General features: G+C 59.9%; 8 protein-coding genes. 1 reads left to right on the plus strand and 7 read right to left on the minus strand.

Annotation, left to right across the window (positions count from 1 at the left end; translation table 11 throughout):
- Positions 1-142: 142 nt before the first annotated feature.
- The 4 genes from IBT46_RS02185 to hrpA all read right to left on the minus strand — a co-directional run bounded on the left by IBT46_RS02185 (position 143) and on the right by hrpA (position 17,781).
- Complete coding sequence (locus tag IBT46_RS02185; RefSeq protein ID WP_200543639.1) at positions 143-499, minus strand: DUF596 domain-containing protein; 357 nt, start codon at positions 497-499, stop codon at positions 143-145.
- Positions 496-11,916, minus strand: a complete 11,421-nt coding sequence (locus IBT46_RS02190; protein WP_200543641.1) for a hemagglutinin repeat-containing protein — start codon at positions 11,914-11,916, stop codon at positions 496-498. The genes IBT46_RS02185 and IBT46_RS02190 overlap by 4 nt, the downstream gene beginning before the upstream one ends.
- A 14-nt stretch (positions 11,917-11,930) precedes the next feature.
- Positions 11,931-13,646, minus strand: a complete 1,716-nt coding sequence (locus IBT46_RS02195; RefSeq protein WP_234479918.1) for a ShlB/FhaC/HecB family hemolysin secretion/activation protein — start codon at positions 13,644-13,646, stop codon at positions 11,931-11,933.
- A 235-nt stretch (positions 13,647-13,881) separates the two neighbouring features.
- A complete protein-coding gene (hrpA, locus tag IBT46_RS02200; protein ID WP_200543643.1) occupies positions 13,882-17,781 on the minus strand; it encodes an ATP-dependent RNA helicase HrpA in 3,900 nt (1,299 codons plus the stop codon).
- 231 nt (positions 17,782-18,012) lie between these two features.
- Here hrpA and IBT46_RS02205 point away from each other — a divergent pair, with 231 nt between their 5' ends.
- The gene (locus tag IBT46_RS02205) at positions 18,013-18,618 is read left to right on the plus strand and encodes an FMN-dependent NADH-azoreductase (RefSeq protein WP_105594672.1); all 606 of its coding nucleotides are present in this window, start codon (positions 18,013-18,015) and stop codon (positions 18,616-18,618) included.
- A 111-nt stretch (positions 18,619-18,729) separates the two neighbouring features.
- Here the strand turns inward: IBT46_RS02205 and IBT46_RS02210 are convergent, their stop codons facing one another.
- The 3 genes from IBT46_RS02210 to IBT46_RS02220 are packed head-to-tail and all read right to left on the minus strand — an operon-like array spanning position 18,730 to position 21,875.
- Positions 18,730-19,059: a YdbL family protein gene (locus tag IBT46_RS02210; RefSeq protein ID WP_105594673.1), complete on the minus strand. Its 330-nt coding sequence runs from the start codon at positions 19,057-19,059 to the stop codon at positions 18,730-18,732.
- Between the two features lie 10 nt (positions 19,060-19,069).
- Entirely contained in the window at positions 19,070-19,261 is a 192-nt protein-coding gene (locus IBT46_RS02215; protein WP_123329751.1) for a YnbE family lipoprotein, read from the minus strand.
- On the minus strand, positions 19,245-21,875 hold the full coding sequence (locus IBT46_RS02220) for a YdbH family protein (RefSeq protein ID WP_200543645.1): 2,631 nt from the start codon (positions 21,873-21,875) through the stop codon (positions 19,245-19,247). Before IBT46_RS02220 ends, IBT46_RS02215 begins: the two co-directional genes overlap by 17 nt.
- Positions 21,876-21,886 lie beyond the last annotated feature (11 nt).

Below are 21,886 nucleotides of genomic sequence, written 5' to 3' on the forward strand. Positions count from 1 at the left end.
CACCGGCTATCGCCGCCTTCAGGTCACTGCCCGCAAGCCCCTGTATCGCCGCCGTTGCAGCCTGGATTGCCTGCTGGATGGCACTGCCTCTTCCCCGCTGTTGCCAGGCCGTTTTATTATATATTTCACTCTTCCAGCATTTTTATGTCCATTCCAGGCTACCGTCACTCAGCACCCATACAGCACCTCCAGGACAAATCTCATCGAAAAACCAGATGCCATCTTCCATCTCTATTTCCGTTTGAGGGAAAACCTGTCGAAAACTTTCCACCTGTTCCTCAATACTCCCTTCGAGAAACTTACCATGCTTGGCAAGTTTTAATCGGCCATCACATAAAAGACGTTCTAACGCCCATAAGAATATTTCCCTTCTATCGGAAAAACTAAACTCTGGTGGGCATAAGTCTGGCATTGAATAGCATAAAACCGCATCAAGAGTTTGGCCTTCAGCGGCATCAGCCAACTCGTTATATTCATTTTCACTTAACACTCTAATCATTTAAACTTAATCTCCACGCGCGAATATTTATTCCCCAACTCAGTTAGCCTTTGACTATTACGTATATCCACTGTCCATCGAGCCCCAGTTTTCGCTTCAGATGTTGATACATTCCTCAGTGTTATGACAGAACCATCCGATAAATTTGCTGTATATATTCCCGACCTAACTTCTTTAAGGGGTGTTTCTCCTGCAAGCTGCTGTGCATACTTCTGGATTTGTTGATCGGTTAAGCTCTGGCTCTCAAACACTTTAGTTGTACCATAATTATTACTCACTTCACCCTGACGGATTGTTTGACCATCTATATTAAGATCCTGTATTGGGTTACTTTTGTCATAAAGTTTGCTCAGCTCATCAAAATGATTTTTCTGCTGTTGCTTAACGGATTCATTGTTTCGAGCATTTTCCTCATCTTCCGGCCCCCAGCCTCCAGGTGTACCCGACCCGGCACCACCCAGCTCTGCCTTGTCTTTATCCGTCAGGTCTTTACCGACGTTTGGCTGACTATCCTTATCATCATCACCTCCGGTTGCCAGCGCACCCGCAGCGCCAGCGCCTCCGGCCCCCACAGGCCCCAGGCCTCCTCCACCGGTTGTGAGCAGGTCTTTTTTACCCACGCAAAGTGGGTCTGACAAGCCTGAACAACCAAACACATTATTCTCAGTCGAGTTTTTTCCCGCCTGCGCCCCGGCCATTCCATCCGCAGTGCTACCTCCCGTTATACCTCCCGCAAGGCCTCCAGCCAGTGTGCCCAGCACGCTGACCGTCTGTTTCTCCGTTTCAGTCAGATCACTGACCTGTTTGCCGGGGTACAGCTGATTCATCACCAGCTGCGCCATCAGCTCGCCGCTGACCGCTCCGGCTGCTCCCGCTGCCGCGCTGTTTCCTGCCTCGTACGACACGATGGCGCCCACCACCGCGTGCGCCATGGCACGGCTCGCTTCGTCCGGGGCGAGTTTGTGGATCTGCTCTGCCAGATACGGCGCAGCCGCGCCGGACAGCGCTTGCCCAAGATCATGACCCGCAAGCCCCTGTATCGCCGCCGTTGCAGCCTGGATACCCTGCTGTAATGCACTTCCCGTACCGTACGGGGCCATGGCGGTATTACGTATCTGGTCGCTCAGCTGCTGTTCTGTCGGGGCGGTGATCCCCTTCGCAGCCAGCGTTTCTCGTGCTGCCTGAACTGCCGCCGGATCTTTCTGGGCTTTCTGCGCCGCAATCTCCCCCTGCGTCCTGGCAATATCACCAACCTGTGAACCGATCTCCCCAATCACCTGCGCTTCCTGCAGCCGCTTCTGCTCTTTCTCCTTATCAAATATCGGGCTCAGGCCGTTGGCGGCGTGCTCCGTATCGCGGTCCAGCGTCGCCACATCCTGCTGCTGTCTGTCTTTGTCGCGGATAATGATCGTGCCGTCTTCCACCGCTGCGTGCGTGGTGCTGCTGTCGTGCCCGCTGCCGTTGGCACCGACCAGCATGCTGTTCGCCATATTGCCGACAAACTGCTCGCCCACGCTGCCGCCTGAGCTGATACCTGCGCCCTGATGCGAGACGTCGTAGTCGGCTTTGTTATGGATATCGCTCCAGCCCAGCGTTCCGGTATCCAGCCGGTTCTTCTCTTTCTCCGCCGTGCTGGCTATCACCCCGCCGTCCAGCTGCGTGTGATTCCCAACGGTGATATCAAACCCGCCTTTCCCGGCGAACAGCCCCGACTGCTCTTTCACGCTGGCGAAGTCGCTGTTCATCTTATCCCGGCTGCCGCTCAGGCTGGCCGAGCCGCCGATACCCGCGCCCCCGATGACACTGCCGCCGGCGCTGCTGCCGGTCTGCTTCATGTCGTAGCGATCGCGGTCCTGCTCGCTGGCGATCAGCAGGTCGCGCCCGATGTCGGCTTTCACCGACTCGCCGCTGGCCTGCGCGCCCTGCAGCAGCGTGTCGTGCCCGCTGTTCAGCGTCAGATTCCGGCCCGCATCCGCCGTCGTCTCACTGTGGGTCAGGCTGCTGCCGTTCTCGTGGCCCCGGCTCTGATTTGCGCTCGCCGAGAGGCTCAGCCCCGCCGCACCGCCGCCCACCGACAGCCCTGCGCCCACGCTACCGCCGTGGCTGCTGCTGTGCCCACTGCTCTGCGTGCTGTTTTTACCCGACGTCAGGCTGATGTCCCGGCTGGCCGACAGCGCCATATCCTGCCCGGCTTTAAGCTGCGCGCCCTCCACATTCAGGTCGCCCGCCGTCGCCGCGATATGCATGTCACGCCCCGCCTGCAGCTGACTGCCGGAAGCACTGTGCTCTTCCTGCCGCTGCTCCGAGGTCGACTTCTGCTTACCGTAGCTCAGCGTCAGCCCGGCGATGTTGCCGTCGCTGCTGTTGCCCGTGGCTCCCGCCGCCAGCTGCGCCGCCTGGGCGGCCTGATAGCCGGTCAGCGCCGCCTGCGTGCCCTTCAGCGCCGCCAGACGGCCGCTCTCCTCTTTTTTCGCGGCCTTCACCTGATGCACCGCGGTGTTCAGCGCGCTGCCCACCGTACCGGATAACCCCACCGTCAGGCCACTGCTTTTCGACTCGCTTTTCGTCAGCGAGGTGTGGCTGTTCTCCGCCGCACTGATGCTGACGTTTTTACCCTGCACCGTCAGATCCTGACCGGCCACCAGATCACTGCCGTGAACGGTCGCCGCGTTCCCCGCCTGCAGCGTCAGGCTCCCCGCGCTGCTGCCCGCCACGCTGCCTTTCTGCACGTTGCTGCTGTCGTCGCGGGTCAGTTTCTGCGACGAATGCCCCAGCGAGAAGCCTATCCCGCCGCTGCCGCTGAAGCCGGATTTTTTCTTCTGCTCAACCGAGGCGGAGTGATCGGACTCAGCGGCGGTGGTCAGCGTCAGGTTGTTGCCCGCGCTCAGCGTCACATCGTTTGTGCCCAGCAGGTTGCTGCCCGAGGCGGTCAGATCGTTCCCCGCCATCACCTTCAGCGTGTCGCCGGAGACGGTGCTGCCGATCGCGCTCTGCTGATGCGTCTCGCTCTGGATCTTCGTGGTGGTCTTCGACATCAGACCGTGTTTTTTCCACTTCGCGCTGGTTGACTGATCCCAGCTCTCTTCCCCGCTTGTCAGGTTCAGGTTATTGCCCGCCAGCAGCGTGGCGTCGCCGGTCGCCGTCACATCCGCCGCGCGCAGGTTCATATCGCGCCCCGCCTGCATCAGCAGGCTGCCCCCGGCGCTGACAACGGAACCGATCTCACGACTTTCCAGCGTACGGTCGTAGTTCTCGCTGTTGCGGGTGTAGTCGGTGGCGTGAGAGGTCTTCGCCGTGTCCAGGGTGATATCGTTGCCCGCAGTCAGCCGGGTGGTGCTGTCGCGGCCCTGGCTGCTCACCACGCTGGCCGTCAGCTGAATATCATGGCCCGCGTTCAGCGACAGCAGGCCACCGTCGTTCGTCACTCCGATCCCCGCCTGGCGGCCCAGCCAGCTCTCGCTGCCCCGCTGTTCGCTGCCGGTCAGGCTGAGAATATCATTCCCGGCCTGCAGGGTGAGCTGGTCGCCGCCTTTCAGCTGCCCGCCCCGGTTGACGATATCCCCGGTCGCCACCAGCTGCGTGATGTTGCCGCTGATATCGCCGGTGTTCAGCAGGCTGCCCGCCGAAACAGCGGTCAGCTCGCGCCCGTTAATGCTGCCGCTGTTAATCACCCTGTCGGCGGTGTTGATACGTACGGTGTTACCCGCCAGCAGGGTGCCGTTGCCCTGCAGATCGCCGGGCTGCACGCGGGCATACAGCTTCGGCACGCTGACCACCTGCGTGGTTCTGTCCGGCAGGGTGACCGTCTGGTTCACCATCAGCACCATATCAGCGGTCACCTGCGCCATCTGTTCCGCAGTGAGGTCCGCGCCCGGAGAAATGGTAAAGCGTTCGGTGAAGGATTTGCCGCTGCTGAGCAGCGCCCGGTACTGGCTTTCATCGTCGCTGTAGCCGGAAAGATAGCGCTGGCCGGTGGCCTTCATCACCTGATCCCGCACCAGCGACTGCTCGTAGAAACCGTCCCCGAGCCGCTTTTGCAGCTGGTCCTGGCTGTAGAAGGCACTGCTGCTCAGCGCCTGTTTACCGTCGGTAAAGCGCGGATCGGTTTCAACCAGGTAATGGCTGTCAGAGCCGGGATGCAGGTTGAACAGGCTGTTATCCGGCAGTTTCACCGGCCCGGTCACGCTGCGCAGCACCCAGTTATCCTGCGAAGGAGACGTCACCGGCAGCCCGCTGTGCGTATCATCAATCTGAGCGCCGTCCTGCGTGCTGCCGGTATTGCCCGCAGAGGTAGCCGTCAGGTCCGTCGCGCCGGTGAGCGCGGCTTCCGCCATGCCGTCCGAGGTTTTCCGCATTTGCAGATCGGCAGCGCCGCTGCCGTCGGAAAGCGCGTCCGACACGGGTTTCAGCTGTGTATCCCCGGACGGCCCGGACGGCAGCGGCACCTCACTCACCAGCGTCTGCTGCCCGAGCTGGGCCAGAGTTTCAGCGCCGTTCAGCCCCGATGCCTGCCCGCCCGCACCGGAGGTTGACTGCTGTTGGGCGATCGTCCGGCCTTCACCCGCTCCCTGCCCCTGTTGCTGAACAGTCAGATGCAGCGGCAGATCCGTTTCCTGCACCGGTGCCTGATTAACGCCTTGCCCCTCAAAGTGGGTCTGCTTGTGACTCTTGCGTTTACCCGCTCTGACCACCACGCCGTCTTTGGTGATTTCCTGCCGGACGGTGGTTTCATCATTATCGACGCTGCCGTTAATCAGCAGATCCTGCCCGGCCACCACCTGGCTGTCTTTATTGTGCAGATCGCCGTTCAGCGTTAAATCGCCGCCGCTGCGGATCACCGCGCTGTCCTGGCCGCTGACCTGCTGCTCTTTAACGCTCTGGGTGTAGGAGAAAATATCGAATCGACGCCCGTCGCTGCTCACGCCCGGCAGGTTAAAGCGGATGATATCCTTATTGTTGTCCTGCCAGAGCCAGATGTACTGCGGTTTGCCGTTAACGTCGACGGTGATACGGTTACCCTGTTCATCCAGCGCGTAGCTGCGCCCGTCCTGGTCGAAGTCAAAGGCAACGGGGCTGGTTTCATCCTGATTAAACTCAACCAGATGCCCGTCAAAACGGTAGTGCTGGCCATCCGTCCTGCCGCAGCCCTCGGTCCATTTTTCCCCGGTGCACAGCTCAACTTCCAGCACGTTCGGGGTCACGGAGACGGTTTTCAGATCGCTGCTGACCGTTAAGTGGATGTCGCGGTTTTCCGTCTTCGCGGCGTCAATGCGCAGATCGCCCATCGCCTCAATGGTGGCGCTCAGGTTCTCAACCTGCGATGCCTGGCCGGTCAGTTCGCCCGTCTCGTTCAGCCTGCCGCCAATGCTCAGCCCGCCGTTACTGTAGATCAGGCCGTGATCCTGATTGCTCAGCCGATCGGTGGCGATCGTCAGATCGTCGCGGGCGGCAATCGTCGCAGCCTTTTCTCCGGACTTATCATTCAGCAGCGTGCGCGCATCAATTACCAGCCGGTCACCGTACAGTCGCCCCGTTCCGGTGTTGTGCAGCGTGTCGGTGCGCAACAGCACATCGCCACCGTCGATCAGCCCCTGATTGAGGATGCCGGAAGCATTGATGTGGGTCGTGCCCGCATTGATGTCGCCGCTCTGCTGATTGTTCAGCTGTCCGGTGGTCAGCGTCAGCTGCTTGCCCGCGCTCAGCGCGCCGCTGTTGGTCAGTGCGTTGCCGTGGGTATTGAAAGTCAGATCGTCACCCGCGGCCAGCGTCCCGCTCTGGTTTACAGCGGAAGTAATATCCAGGCCAAGACTGCCGCCGCTGACGATCCTCCCGGCACCGTCAAACGCCCCAAGCCACAGGCTGGATTCGCCGTTGGCAACGATGTCGCCGCCCGCGTTGCTCAGCACCAGTTTTGAGCCCGGCTGGCCTACGCTCAGGCTGTTCTGCGACGAAATCAGGCCGTTCTGGTTATTGAGCTGCTCGCGCACGCTGGCCTGCAACGTATCGCCCGCACGCAGGGCACCGTCCTGATTGTTGAGGCTGCCGACACTCAGCGTCAGACCCTTCGCCTCAATGCCCTGTTTGCTGCCGCGCGTATGCTGATTGTCAATCTGGCTGGCGCTCAGAATCAGCGCCTGGCCGGCTTTGATCAGCCCCTGTTGGTTTTGTACGTTCTGCCGGACCGCCAGCTGCGCATCCCCGGCGGCAAACAGCAGGCCATCGGTGTTGTTCAGCGAATCCACGCTGGCCGTCAGATCCGCGCCCGAAAGCATCTGGCCGTGCTGATTATCAACGCGGCTCCCCTGCACAGACAGGCCAGCGCCACCCTGGATCAGGCCCTGCTGGTTACTCAGGCTGCCGCTGTTGATGGCAAGCGATCCGTCGGCCAGCAGTTTTCCCTGCTGGTTATGCAGATCGGCACCGTGCGTATCCAGGCTGAGGTCGCCGCCGGACTGGATCGCGCCATTCTGATTATCCAGCGCGCCGCTGGCGATCTTGCTGCCTTCAGCGCTTCCGATAGCACCCGCGCGGTTATTCAGGCTCCTGAGGTTAAGATCCAGCAGTTTCCCGGCAATCAGCCCGGCCTGGTTGATCACATCGCCCGCGCTCAGATTCAGCGCACCGCCGCTGCGTAGCCCGGTTTTCTCACCGTTAGTGTCGCTGTTGTCGAGCTGCTGACCGTGGGTATCAATACGCAGGCTATCGCTGCCCTGAATTAATCCCGCCTGGTTAGTTAACCGCTGGCTGCTCAGATCGAGGGAATCCGCCAACAGCACCCCTTTGCGGTTATCGATATCGCCGCTGTTCAGGGTCAGCGCCCCGCTGGCGACAATGCTGCCCAGCTGGTTGTCCACCGAACCAGCGATCGTCAGCAGCCCGTCTCCCTGAGTGGACTGAATGGTTCCGCGCGCGTTGGTCAGGCTGAGCGTATCAAGTGACAGATCGCCGCTGCTTTGCAGCGTTCCGTCGCTATTGTCCAGGTTCTTCCCGCCGTGAACCGTCAGCGTTTCGTCAACGGCGGTCACTGTCCCCTGCTGATTAATCAGCCCGTCGGCGCTCAGCGTCACGTTTTTACGGGCGGCAATGCGGCCCTGCTGATTGTTCAGGCTCTGCGCGGTGCTGACCGTCAGCGATTCGTTTGCCGAGAGAATTGATGCCTCACGGTTGTCGAGACTGGTACTGCTAATCTGTACCGGTCCGGCGGCTTCCAGCGATCCCCGCTGGTTATCGATCGCGCCGTTAACCTTAACCTCGAGCGCGCCGTTTTTACTGCTGACGGCACCGTCCTGGTTGCTCAGCGATGCGGTGTGCAGCTCGGTCGCCCCGCCGCTGACAATCTGCCCCTGCGCATTATTCAGCTCGTTGCGTACGGTAATCTGATTTTTCCCTGCCACGGCCAGCACTTTACCGCTGCGGTTATCCAGCGATGCGCCGGTAAGCGTGACGCTATTTCCGCTTTGCAGCACGCCGTGCTGGTTATCAATCCCCGCATCCAGCCGGGCATTCAGCGCACCGTCCACACTGGTGATGGTCCCTTCACGGTTATCCAGCGATTGAGCGCCAATCTGCACATCCTTCTGCGCCGCCAGGCTGCCGAGCCGATTGTTCAGGGTTCCGGCTGAGAGGGTTAACGATCCGCTGGTGGATACCATCTGGCCGTTACCGTTATCAATGTTGCCAGCGTTGAGCAGCAGATCGTCCTTCGCCAGCAGTTTCCCCTGCTGGTTAGTCAACGCGTTCTGCACCTTCACGCTGGCGCTGCCGCCCGCCGCCAGCAGAGAACCGCTGGTGTTATTGAGCGCGGCGGCCGTAACGTTCAGGCCCTGGCTGCTCTGCATCGTGCCTTGCTGATTATCAAGGCTCTGGCTCAGCGATATTGTCAGGTCACCGTCTCCGGCGCTAATCAGCCCCTGGCCGTTACCGATCGTGGTTCCGCTCAGGCTCAGCGCATGCAGGCTGTCGATCTCCCCGGCAAGGTTGTTCCACGCCAGACCCTGGCCTGCGAACGTATCGCCGCTGATTAAACCGTTATGGTTATCCACGTTTCCTGCGCTCAGCGTCAACGCACCGCCAGCGCGAATTCCGCCGGTTTCGGTGAGCGTATCAGCGTTAATCAGCGCCCCGCCGTGGGTGTTAATATCCAGTGCCTCGCTGGCCTGGATCAGCCCGCCCGCGTTGTTCATCTCGCGGGTGGAAATCTGCATCGCGTCACCGGCCAGAAGCTGGCCCTGGCTGTTTTTTACGCTCGCGGCATCAAGGGTTAAGCGCTGGCTGCTTTCAATATCGCCGCCCTCGTTATTAATCTGGCCCGCCGTATTCAGGGAGCTGTCTCCGTTGGTAGCAGCAATAACCCCGTTCCGGTTATCAACCGATCCGGCATGCAGCTCCAGCGAGGTGCCTGCCAGCAGGTTTCCCGCCAGGTTAGTCAGCGCGCCGCTGAGCTGGCCGATAATCTGCGCCGTGGCAGACAGCACGGTGCCGCCGTTGTTATCAAGCGAGGCGGCCTGAAGAGTCAGCGCCTGCTGGCTTTGCAGCGTACCCAGCCGGTTGATCATCTCGCCGGACAGCGCCAGCGATGCCGCCCCGTTATCGGCACTCACCATACCCTGCGTATTATTCAGCGAGCTGCCTTTCAGGTTCAGCCGGTCGCTGGCCGCCAGTACACCCGACTGGTTATCGATGTGAGCGGCGGAGAGATCCAGGCTCTGCGCCTGTAGCTTGCCCTGCCGGTTATTGAGGTCGCCGGTGTTAAGCGCCAGCGCCTTTCCGCTGAGAATGCCCAGCCCGTCGGCGTTAGTTTGTGCGTTAATCAGCTCACCGCCGCGCAGATCGAGGCGGATAGCTCCCGGTGTAGCGATACGCCCGGCGGTGTTATCCAGCGAGGAAGCCGCCAGCGTCAGCCCGCTTCCCCCTTCCAGAGTTCCCCCGCGATTGTCCAGCGCGCCCGAGAGGTCCAGCCTGCCCTCGCCGGAAACGGCACCGATCGCGCCCTGCTGGTTGTTAAGATCGGCAGCCTGTATCGCCAGCTGCTGCGCAATAAATTTACCGCTACGGTTATCTACGCTGCCGCTGAAATCCCCCTGAAGCCTGCCGTCGGCCGCCAGCACTCTGCCGTCCTGGTTAGCCAGCTGCGCCGCGCTGAGGTGCAGATTTTTCGCGCTTTGCAGGTTTCCGCCACGGTTGTCGATCTCCCCGCTGACGGACAGATTCGCATCACCGCTATCGGCGCTGATAAAGCCCTGCTGGCTGTCCAGTGAACCGGCGGTAATATTGAGCGACTGAAGCGCTTCCAGCGTGCCTTCGCGGTTGTTCAGCGCGTCCGCGCGGACGTCAAGATGCTCGCCAAGCAGCGTTCCTGAAGCGTTATTAAGATTACCGGTCGCCACCCGCAGCGCATTGTTGCTGGCAATGCGTCCCAGGCTATTGTCCAGGCTGGCCGCACGCAGATCGATGGCTCCCGCACTCTCAATCACGCCCTCGCGAGCGTGAAGATCGCCGGTCGCCTTTATCTGCATCTCGCCCTTACCGGTTTGCAGTAGCTGGCCGTTCTGTATCGACAGCGACGTTCCCTGTAGGCGAACCTGCCGCCCCTGCGTCAGACCGCCGTCCAGCAGGATCTGCTGACCGCCAATCGTCAGGTCCTTAGCCGCAAGAATTTTGCCCTGCGCGCCGCTGATATCATCGCTTTGGATCGCAACACTGCCGTTTTCGGAGCCCAGCTCGCCGCCGGTATTGTCCAGAGAATGGCTGCTGAGGGAAAAATCCCCGGCGCTGGCCAGCGTGCCGCCACGGTTATCTATCCGCTGGCTGTTCAACGCCAGGCCCCGATCGCCGCGTGAAATCAGCGTTCCGCGCGTGTTATCGATCTTTTCAGCCGCATGGATGTTCAGCTGGTCCGCAGCGATAGCGCTCCGCCGCGTGGTTAAGGTATGCGCCGTACTCAGCGTGGCCTGCCGCGCGTCAATCAACGTATCGTCAGCGTTGATATCCCCTTCAAGGGCGGTCACGGTAACCGTTGCTGCCCGGCTCTGACTACCGGAGAGATCCACTTCGCGACCGGAGGCGATAAAGCCGTCGTGGCTCAGATGTGTGCCGTGGCTGGCAAGACGCTGTTCCGCCTTGACCGTCAACTGCCCGGTGCGCGTTGCTTTTCCGCTGCTGTCGACTCCTGCCCCCATCGCACTGCCTGCATCCGCTTCTATACTGCGGGCCGTCACGGTGGCGTTACCGCCCGCCGTCAGCGCCGATCCGGCCTGGCTGTACAGCCTTCCGCCGCTGTCCAGCTGCAGATGACCGTCGGCACTCAGCGCCCCCTTATTCGTCACATCACCCTGGCTGGCAATCTGCAGGTTGCTGCCGGTCGAGATATGCCCCTGGTTATCGAGCTGGGATGCTTTCAGCGCCAGATCTTGCTGCGCATAAAGCGTGCCGCTGTTGGCGATTTTCCCCTGCGCATTGAGCGTGAATTTTCCCTGCATCGCGCCGATTTCTCCGGCGTTGCGCACCCCCACGCCGCGCTCGGTTCCCACCAGCGTGATGCGCCTGCCGTACATGCCGCCCAGCGATGAGGTATCCACCGCAAACTGCGGCCGCCCTTCAGGATCGTCAGCTTTCACTACCACGACGTTGCCGTTGGCATCCGTCTGATTGCGGCCGGTGGTCACCTGCAAATCGCCGGTCTGTAATCGGGCGTTCACCTCCACCGCGCGGGCAATCAGGTGGGTATAATCCTGACGGCTGCCGTCCATACCGCCGCCGCTGATGGTGATCCGCCCGCGATCGACGTCATAGCCTGCCACCTGGCCGTTTTTCACCTGTACGCGCCCGGCCGCCAGGGTGTTGTGCCCGGCGTTAATAAAACCGCATCCACTACAGGTGATCCCCGCCGGGTTAGCGATAATCACATCCGCTTTCTTGCCCGCTACCTCAACAAAACCGTGGAGCTGGCTGGGGTTCATACTGTTGACTTCGTTGAGAATAACTTTGGCCGATCCCTTCGCCAGCCACGGGTTACCCGCTACCTGACCGGCCAGCTGGGTCTGGGTACTGTGCTGGCTGTTATTTAAAATCGCCCCCCGCTCGCCAACGTCAAACTGGCTGTATTTATTGTGGGAAAGCCCCTGGCCGTTAGGGGTTTGAATGTTGATCTGCGGCAGACCGTTGCCGGTTTGCAGTACGGTTGGTCGCTGCCCGCCTGGCGCACCGCGATCGGCGGTAATCGTGCCCGCCTGCGCGGCGCTGACCACTCCCCCGGCCAGCCATAACGCCACGGTAAGAGGCCTCAGAACGGCCACGCAGGAAGCAATGCCACCCGGGCCTCGAGCCGAATCGCCAGCGCGGCAGCGGGCCAGTTCGGAAACGACCATCAGCATGCGACGGGCGCGATTAAAAATGATGCGGTAACAGTGTTTGTTCATGATTCATCCCTGTATCAATACTGCCAGCTGACGCTGAAGCCAAAGGTCACCGGGTCGGTTTTAAAACCCTGTGGCTTATAGATCGGTATGCCGCTAAAGGCGTCGTAGCTGGCCCCGAGCGCGGAGATACTGCCGCGCAGACCTGCCACACCGCCCGCCAGCTGGTGCCCCAGCAGCGTCGAACCGTCGCTGCGCCCGCTCACTTCGCCGTAGTCTGCGCCGAGATAAAACTCCTGGTGCGGCAGCGGTGTACGCCATGCCAGCGTATTTTGGACATACCAGCCGCGACTGGCGCTGAGGGTGCGTTCACCGTCAAAGCCGCGCACCGTCCAGCGGTTACCAATAGCGATTTGATCGGGCGAGGTCAGCGGGGTGGAGCTGGCCTGCTGAAGGTAGTTAACCTGATAAGAAAAGTTTTGATTTCCCAATGTAAACGGCCAGTTCAGGCCCGCCGTCAGGGTGACAATTTTACTTTTTTCGGTGGCATCGTAGCCGTCTTCATAGTGCTCTTCATAAGCGGGCAGCGCGCCAAACCAGCGGGTACCGCGCTGGAAGCTGACGCCGCCGTCAACGGTCACGTCGCCAAAGTAATGACGATGATCGAGCCCAAGCAGCCAGGCGCTGGTGCGCCGACGCTGAACCTCAATTTCGGTACCATCGATGTAGTTACGGATCTCGCGAACCAGCACGCTGCCGCGCATCGTCGTTTTGCCGCTGGCGTTGCGCTGAATAACCCGGCTCAGGCCAACGTTCAGGTTTTTACTCTTACCCGAATAGCGAATGTCGCCATTGAACCCCGCCACATTCTGCACGTAGTTGTACTGCCCGGCGTTGACCTCAAACAGCCAGTAGCCCAGCGGCAGCGAGTAGTGGCCGTTAATATTTTTGCTCTGTTCGTGGCTTTTGAAACCGAGATCGTGGCTGGCGGAAACATACAGCAGATCGCTGAGGGCGAACGGATTATCCAGCGCCAGCATGGCACCGCCCTGATAGCGCCCGGTGCTCTTCGTGCCGGAGTCATCGGCCCACAGATTAACCCGCCAGATTTTGCTCTGCTGTCGGCTGATGATCACATCGCTTTCGCCGGGATTATCGCCGGGGACAATTTCCATATTGTCCTGCACCGTCGGCAGGCGCTGCTGATTCTCCAGCCCCTGCTCAATATCGCGCAGATCCAGCAGTGCGCCTTCACGGGCGGGAATCGAGGTATAGAGTACGGCGCGTTTATCGGAGCCGTCGGCATAACGAACATGGCGAATCATGCCCGGAACAAGGGCAACAATTAGCGTTCCGCTGCTGAGATCCTGCTCGGGGATCAGCACCCGCGACGTTACCCAGCCGCGATCGACCAGCCGGTTTTGCAGCCGGCTCATCAGCTGGTTGATGCCCATCACGCCGAGGCAGTGCCCTTTCGCACCGTCGGCCACCCGCTGTGCCGGAAACCAGTGTGGAAAGGCCTCTCTGCCCATCAGCTGAACGTGGTTGATCGGAAAACAGGGCGTTTCCTGCGGAAACGGACCTTCGGCGTCGGGCTGCGGCTGTTCAGTCAGGGTAATATCCGGCGCATCCGGGGTTAACTGCGCCTCTTTCGCCGACTGCTGGGTTTTAATGTGCTGCTGCTGCTGATCGATAAACGGGGCAGCCTGAGCGGTGAAGTGAAAACAGGTAATAACAGAAAGCGTCGCCAGAATAATATGGCGACACCGGGGGGCATTTGCGATCCTTGCCAAAAGTTACAGCTCCATTGAGTACAAACAAACTTAAACAAATATTAATGTATTTAGGTTTATGAAGCCTGAACGGAACGCAAAATAGCCATAAAATCGTAATTTATCTATAAGCCAGACAACTGGATGACACTCGTTTGCATCAGTCGTCTCGCACACGGTCCTACGGCGCAAAGCATGATTAAACCCGGCAAACGTTTCGAGAGCGATCGCCGGAACGACCGCTCTCTTTTTATGACTAAATGACCAGCTGTTCCATCGCCTGGGTAATCCGCTTTTCCGAAACGGGATACGGCGTGCCCAACTGCTGCGCAAAGAAGCTGACGCGCAGTTCTTCAATCATCCAGCGAATATCCTGCACGTCGTCATCGTCGCGCCGCTGCGGCGGCAGTTTGTTGAACCAGGTGTTCCACGCCTGCTCAACGTTCTGCACCTTGATCATCCTGGCGCGGTCGCTGTGGGGGTCCACCGCCAGCTTCTCCATGCGCCGTTCAATCGCCTGCAAATAGCGCAGCGTGTCCGCCAGCTTTTTCCAGCCGTTGCCGGTGACAAAGCCGCGATAAACCAGCCCGCCCATCTGCGCTTTGATATCCGAAAGCGCCAGCGCCATGGTCATATCTACGCGCCCTTTTAGCCGCTTGTTGATGTTAAACACCGCGGTGAGGATCTGCTCGACCATTTTGGCGATCTCCACCACCGTGTCGTTCAGCTCGGCGCGCACCACATCGTGCAGCCGGGTGTAGCCGGATTCCTGCCAGCTCGGGCCGCCGTGTTCGGCAATCAGTTTATCAATGCCGCAGGCGATGCAGTCGTCAATCAGATCCAGCACCTTGCCGTACGGGTTAAAGTACAGCCCCAGCTTGGCCTTATTCGGCAGCTTTTCATGCAGGTACTTGATCGGCGACGGCACGTTCAGCAGCAGCAGGCGGCGCTGGCCGCGCCACATCGCTTTCTGCTGTTCGTGCTGCGAGTCAAACAGCCGGATGGCCACGCTGTCTTTTTCATCCACCAGCGCCGGCCAGGCTTTCACGCTGTAGCTACCACGCTTTTGCTCGAAGTGGTCCGGCAAATCGCCGAAGCTCCAGATATGCAGACCGCTCTGCTCAAGGCCGTCGTCGGCCACCTGCGATAGCGTTTCCTGCACCTTGCCCTTCAGCTGTAGTTTCAGCGCATCGAGGTCTTTGCCTTCCGCCAGCTTACGGTTGTTTTCATCGATCACCCGGAAGGTGATTTTAAGATGATCGGGCACCTGATCCCACTGCCAGGCTTCGCGGTCCAGCGTCACGCCGGACATGCGGCGGAATTCGCGCTCCAGTGATTCCAGCAGCGGCAGCGCCAGCGGTTCGGCGCGGCCAAGAAACGCTTCCGCGTAGTTTGGCGCGGGAACAAAGTTACGGCGTAACGGCTTCGGCAGGGATTTGATTAGCGCGATAACCAGCTCGCGGCGGATGCCGGGGATCTGCCACTCAAAACCTTTTTCTTCCACCTGATTCAGCAGCGGCAGCGGCACGTGGACGGTCACGCCGTCGGCGTCCGCGCCCGGTTCAAACTGATAGCTGAGCTTGAGTTTCAGGTTGCCCTGATGCCAGAAGTTCGGGTAATCCAGCTTGCTGACGTTCTCCGCGCCCTGGCGGATCAGCATCTCTTTGGCGAAATTCAGCCGCTCCGGCTCCGTACGGCTGGCATTTTTCCACCAGCTGTCGAAATGGCGGGCGGATACCACGTCGTGCGGAATACGCTGGTCGTAGAATTCGAACAGGATCTCGTCATCCACCAGAATGTCGCGGCGGCGGGATTTATGTTCCAGCTCCTCCACTTCTTCGCGCAGCTTAAGGTTGGCCTTGAAGAAGCCGTGACGCGTCTGCCAGTCGCCCTCCACCAGCGCATGGCGGATAAACAGTTCGCGCGACAGCACCGGGGCAATCTGGCTGTAGTTCACCTTGCGCGCCGCGACGATCGGCAGGCCGTAAAGCGTCACCTTCTCGACGGCGATAACCGCGCCCTGCGCTTTCTCCCAGTGCGGCTCGCTGTAACTGCGCTTCAGCAAATGCTGCGCCAGCGGTTCAATCCATTCCGGTTCTATGCGCGCGGCAATGCGCCCCCACAGGCGGCTGGTTTCCACCAGCTCGGCCACCATCGTCCACTTCGGCGGTTTTTTAAACAGTCCGGAACCGGGGAAGATGGCGAAGCGGGCATTGCGCGCGCCGGTGTACTCCTGCTTGTCGCTGTCTTTCTGGCCGATATGCGACAGCAGGCCGGTCAGCAGCGCGGTATGCACTTCGCGGAACGGGGCCGGTTCGCTATTTACCGGCAGCCCCTGTTCACGTACCACCTGGCGCAGTTGGGTATAGATATCCTGCCACTCGCGCACGCGCAGATAGTTAAGATAGTCCAGCTTGCACTGGCGGCGGAACTGGCTGGATGACAGCGCTTTCTGCTGCTCCTGAAGATAGTTCCACAGATTAACAAAGGCGTTGAAATCCGACTCTTTGTCAGCAAATCGCTGGTGTTTCTCGTCCGATGCCTGCTTTTTCTCGGCCGGGCGCTCGCGCGGGTCCTGAATCGACAGCGCGGAGGTAATAATCATCGCCTCGCGCACGCAGCCGTATTTCTGCGCTTCCAGCACCATTTTTGCCAGGCGCGGGTCCACCGGCAGCTGAGCCAGCGATCGGCCGGATGAGGTCAGTTTATAGTGCTGGTTATCATCCAGGGTAATCGCACCCAGCTCTTCCAGCAGGCGCACGCCGTCCTGAATATTGCGCTGGTCCGGTGCTTCCACAAACGGGAAGGCGGCAATATCTCCCAGCCCGAGCGAGGTCATCTGCAGAATGACCGAGGCCAGGTTGGTGCGCAGGATCTCCGGGTCGGTAAACTGCGGGCGGCTGAGGAAATCATCTTCGGAGTACAGACGAATACAGATCCCTTCGGAGACGCGGCCGCAGCGCCCTTTACGCTGGTTGGCTGACGCCTGCGATACCGGTTCAATCGGCAAGCGCTGCACCTTGGTGCGGAAGCTGTAGCGGCTGATGCGCGCGGTGCCCGGGTCGATCACGTATTTGATGCCCGGCACGGTCAGCGAGGTTTCCGCCACGTTGGTTGCCAGCACGATGCGCCGCCCGACGTGTGACTGGAAGACGCGATTCTGCTCGGCGTTCGACAGTCGCGCGTAGAGCGGCAGCACCTCGGTATGCGGCAGATCGCGCTTCATCAGCGCATCGGCGGTGTCGCGAATTTCACGCTCGCCGCTCATAAAGATCAGAATATCGCCACGGCTCTCCTGACCCAGTTCATCCACCGCGTCGAAGATCGCCTGGAGCTGGTCGCGCTCGGTATCGTCGGCATCTTCCACCACCGGGCGATAACGTACTTCTACCGGATAGGTGCGGCCCGAAACTTCAATCACCGGCGCATTGTTGAAATGGCGCGAGAAACGCTGCGGATCGATGGTCGCCGAGGTGATGATGACTTTCAGATCGGGGCGCTTTGGCAGCAGCTCGCGCAGGTAGCCGAGCAGGAAATCGATGTTCAGGCTGCGTTCGTGGGCCTCATCGATAATAATGGTGTCGTACTGCATCAGCAGACGGTCCTGCTGGATTTCCGCCAGCAGGATACCGTCGGTCATCAGCTTCACCTGGGTGGTGTCACCGACCTGATCGTTAAAACGAACTTTGTAGCCCACGCAGCCGCCCAGCGAGGTTTCCAGCTCGGCGGCAATACGATCGGCAACGGTGCGCGCGGCCAGGCGGCGCGGCTGGGTGTGGCCGATCAGGCCGCGAATGCCACGGCCCAGCTCCATGCAGATTTTCGGCAGCTGGGTGGTTTTCCCCGAGCCGGTTTCACCGGCGACAATCACCACCTGGTGGTCGCGGATGGCATTGGCGATGTCCTGCTTCTTCTGGCTGACCGGCAGATTTTCAGGATAGTTAATGGTCGGTACGGCGGCGCGGCGCTGGGAGATTCGCAGCTCGGCGGCGGTAAAATCCTGGTTTAGCTCTTCGGTAATCGCCTGGAGTGCGGCCGGGCTTTTAACTTTTTTTGCCCCGTGCAGACGACGCTGCAGGCGCTGGCTGTCGCGCAGCATCAGCGAGTCCAGGCGCGGCCAGAACGCGGTCAGGGCAGATTGTGGTGTATCAGACATAAGTCAAACTCACTTTGTTGCGCGGTTAACCGACAACATGGATGTATTGTGATAAAAAATTTTGCGTATAGTAGCACAGACAAGAACTTAGCGTTTTACCTGCACGGCTATCCTTATTCAATATTTTCGAACATAGATAACAAAAACTCGCACTTACACTCATCGGCATATCGCAGTAGAGTGTTTCACATCAGGCGGACAGCATTCCGCGACTCAACAGGAAATGAAGACATGAGCAAAGTACTCGTTTTGAAATCAAGCATCCTCGCCGGTTATTCTCAGTCAGGCCAACTGGCCGATCATCTGGTTTCAGAGTGGAAAGCCGCTCATCCTGGTGATGAAGTCACCATCCGCGATTTAGCTGCAAACCCAATTCCGGTGCTGGACGGTGAGCTGGTTGGCGCACTGCGCCCTTCCGACGCTGAACTGACTGCCCGTCAGCAGGACGCGCTGGCGCTGTCCAACGAGCTGATTGAAGAACTGCAGGCGCACGACACCATCGTTATCGCTGCACCGATGTACAACTTCAACATCCCAACTCAGCTGAAAAACTACTTCGACCTGGTTGCCCGTGCAGGCATCACTTTCCGCTACACCGAAAACGGTCCTGAAGGCCTGGTGAAAGGTAAAAAAGTGGTGGTTCTGACCAGCCGTGGCGGCATCCATAAAGATACCCCGAACGATCTGCTGACGCCGTACCTGACCATCTTCCTGGGCTTCCTGGGGATGACCGACGTACAGTTCGTGTTTGCTGAAGGTATCGGTTACGGTCCGGAAGTGGCACAGAAAGCCGCTAACGATGCAAAAGACGCTATCTCTAAAATCGTTGCAGCCTGATTTTAATCACCGGTGGCAAATCGCTGCCGGAACGTAATAACAACGCGATGCCCGCTGCATCGCGTTTTTTTTAGGCCATAGCAATACTTTTCGCTACGGTCATACTTTTCGCTACGGCTGTTTTTTCAGCCACTGACCGTTGATCCCGCGCACGTACTCACCCGGTTTTGCCCGCGTCACCAGTTTTTGTCCGGCGATTCTGGCCACCTCGGCCGCCGTCATATTATTCTGCTCCGCCAGCAGCTGATACTGCCTGCTGCGGCCTTCGTTGATCTGTTTTACCAGCGCCTGAGTTTCCGCATCAGTCTGTCTGGGGGCAATATAGCCGTTAAGCGTTTCGCCCACCCGGCCCTGCTGCCTCGCTTCGTCAAGCGTCAGCGCCATGGCACCGGAAGATATCATCAGACAGCCCAGCAGGAGTGCTCTGTTCAGTAGTTTCATTGTTTTATCCTCAGAACAGGCCGCTCTGGTTTTTTAACAGCGCTTCCACGTCTTTATCGACCTTGATATGGATCTCGTGCTCGATTTTGACGTTCATATTGATGGTGATCGGTTCTTTCGGCGCCGCCACTTCAATGCGCGGAATACATCCGCTCAGCGACAGCATCGCGCCAGCCATCAGCAGGCTATTCAGGGCTTTCATCACGTTTTTCCTTCTGCGACGGCAGGGTGGCGTTATCTTCCACCCAGGATTGCAGGTTATCGCCAAAGCGCAGGCTGCGCCAGAGTTGAAACAGGTTTTCCCGCTGGGAGTAATTCAGCGCAACGCGCTGATCGCGGTCGCTAAATCGACTGGTGCCGTCAACTTTTGCCGTCAGGCTCATCCAGCCAAGGTTATCAAGGTCGAGCGTCGCCCAGCTGCGCGAAATTTCCATATAGCGCAGCCAGTCGATGGCCGCACCGGCAGCAATATTATTGCTGCTGATGGCATCGGCCATATCTTTATCCATCCGTACGGTCAGAGACCCGCTGTTGGCGATCCAGCCGTCCTTCACCAGCCACTGGCTGTTATTGAGGAACAGCGGCAGCTCGCCGTTGATATGGCCGGACAGCGCAATCTGCTTGAGCTTCATCGCCGTAATCAGCTGCGACAGCGCAAGATGCTGCACGCGGATTTTTGCCGCCTCGGTCTGCGGCATCTGTAAACGGTCAAGACTCAGCGTACCGCCCAGCATATCCAGACTGACGTTAGTCAAGCTGAGCGGTTCAGCTTCACTCCACGGATACCAGCCGCGCAGATCGGCGGTGACATTCTGCATGGCAAACTGGTTTTTGATCTCGCCGATGCGCAGCGAAACCGGGCCGTGGGTACCGAAGTACCAGCGGTGGGATTGCAGACGGAACGGCAGCGAGAAATCCACGCCGTTGAATTCATTATCCGGCAGCAGCGCGCGGCCGTTACGTACCAGCCAGTGGCCACCGGCCTCCAGTCCCTGATCGGCCGCGGCTGAAAATGCCACCTGCGCCTTCAGCGTGCCGCTCTGGATCGACAGTTTGAGGTCCGGGCTGAGCAGCGGCTGAAAGACCCGCAGCGACTGTTCCGGCCACCAGGCCTGGCCGCGCAGGCGTTCGCCGTCCCAGCGCCCACGCACCTGAACCGGACCGATTTTTTGCGCCTGGAGTGCACCGTTAAACAGAAACGCGGCCGGATCGCGGCCCTTTACCACCAGGGTTAACGTTGAGGGCGGCAGATAGCCCCCGGCGCTGAAACGGGTTTCCCGCGCTTTTAACGCCAGCTCGCCGTCGAAGGATGGATTCTGCTCATCGCGCTGCCAGCTGACGGGTTTCACCAGTGTGAGGCGCGGCGCAGCCATGTTCACGCTGCCGTAACTGATGCGATCGAAGCCGGTGGAAAGCGTGGAGAGTTCAATCAGCGAATCCTGCCAGCGCCCGGTGCCCGTCACATCCCATTTCGCCGCCAGCGGCTTCAGACGCCCGTCGCCCCAGTAGCGCCAGCGCCATTCACCTTTATCCGGCCAGAAGTCGCTGGCCCGTCCGTCAAGGTGCAGGCGGAAATTGCCCATCTGCGGATCGTGAGCGCTGAGTATCGCCTGCAGGCGGCCGTCGATCCCCGCTGAAGAGATCTTCACCCCGGCCAGCGGCCAGCGGGCTTCATCGACTTCCAGCGTCGACAGCAGGCGGCCTTTCATTCGCAGCAGCGCGCCGGGCAGCATTGCCAGCTGCGGATCGGCCAGCGGCCCGCGAAGTTCGCCCACCAGGCTGGCGTAAAACTGCAGCGCATCGAGTTTGCTTTCGCCGTAAAGGCGCAGCGGCAGGCTGCTTTCCTGCCAGTCAAGATGCCCCGGTCCCACCGACAGCACCACGTTGCCTTTACCACCGCGCCCGGAGGTTAGCAGGTTAAGACGGCCGCTAAGCTGAGTGGCGGTCAGCCCCTTCTGCCAGTCCTCGGCCAGCAGCGAAACCCCGCCGGAAAGCGGCTGGGTGCCCCACGGCCAGCTCCAGCTGCCCTGCTGTATCTGAATATTCTGCGGAGTGATCTGCCACGGCAGGTCCAGCAGCGGCTGCGGCTGATTTGCTGCACTGACGCGTAAGGTGCCGCTCTGCTGCTGCCAGTCAAGCTGCACATTGAGCGGCTCCGCAATGCCGTCCAGCGCCAGATTGCCATGCAGCACGCCGCTCTGCGGCAGCGCATCAGGAATGCGCGGCAGCGTCAGCGTACCGTCAAGCGTGACCGGCTGAGCGATACCCGGTGCCAGTACGGTCAGGGTTTTGAGCGTCAGCTGCTGCTGCCGCAGTTCAGCCTCAAGAGAGAGATTGTCACCTTTATAGTGCAGTTGCTGGCTGTCGGGTTCGAAATCAAGCTGGAGCTGCCCCGCCCACTGCGGCCAGGGTTTGAGGGTCAGCTGGCGGATGGTCACGCTGGCACCGGGCAGCATCTGCTGCCATTCGGCCAGCGTGCGGGGAGCATCCTGGCTGTCACTGGCCGGGAGTTTGGCCGCGCACTCGCTGTCGATAATCACGCTTTCTGCGTCGGCCACCCAGCGCTGGTGGCGGTAGCTGAGCGAGACGTTTTTCACCGTCGCCAGTTCGCAGTCGCCGATAGTGTAGTGGACGCCGGGCAGGCTCAGCGCGCCGTGCTGCCAGCGCGGCCCGCCATCAAGGGAAATGAAGGTATCATTCGGCAGCCACAGCCCTACCAGCCTCGGTAGCCACTGGGTTACCGTGAGTAAAAGTCCTGTCAGCAGCAGGATCGCTGCCAGCAGCGCGGCAAGCGCGCGTTTCCAGCCCCTGTTCATGGCAGCAAAAT

Source organism: Erwinia sp. S38 (genome assembly GCF_016624545.1).
In the GTDB taxonomy this organism is placed as follows: Bacteria; Pseudomonadota; Gammaproteobacteria; order Enterobacterales; family Enterobacteriaceae; genus Erwinia; species Erwinia coffeiphila.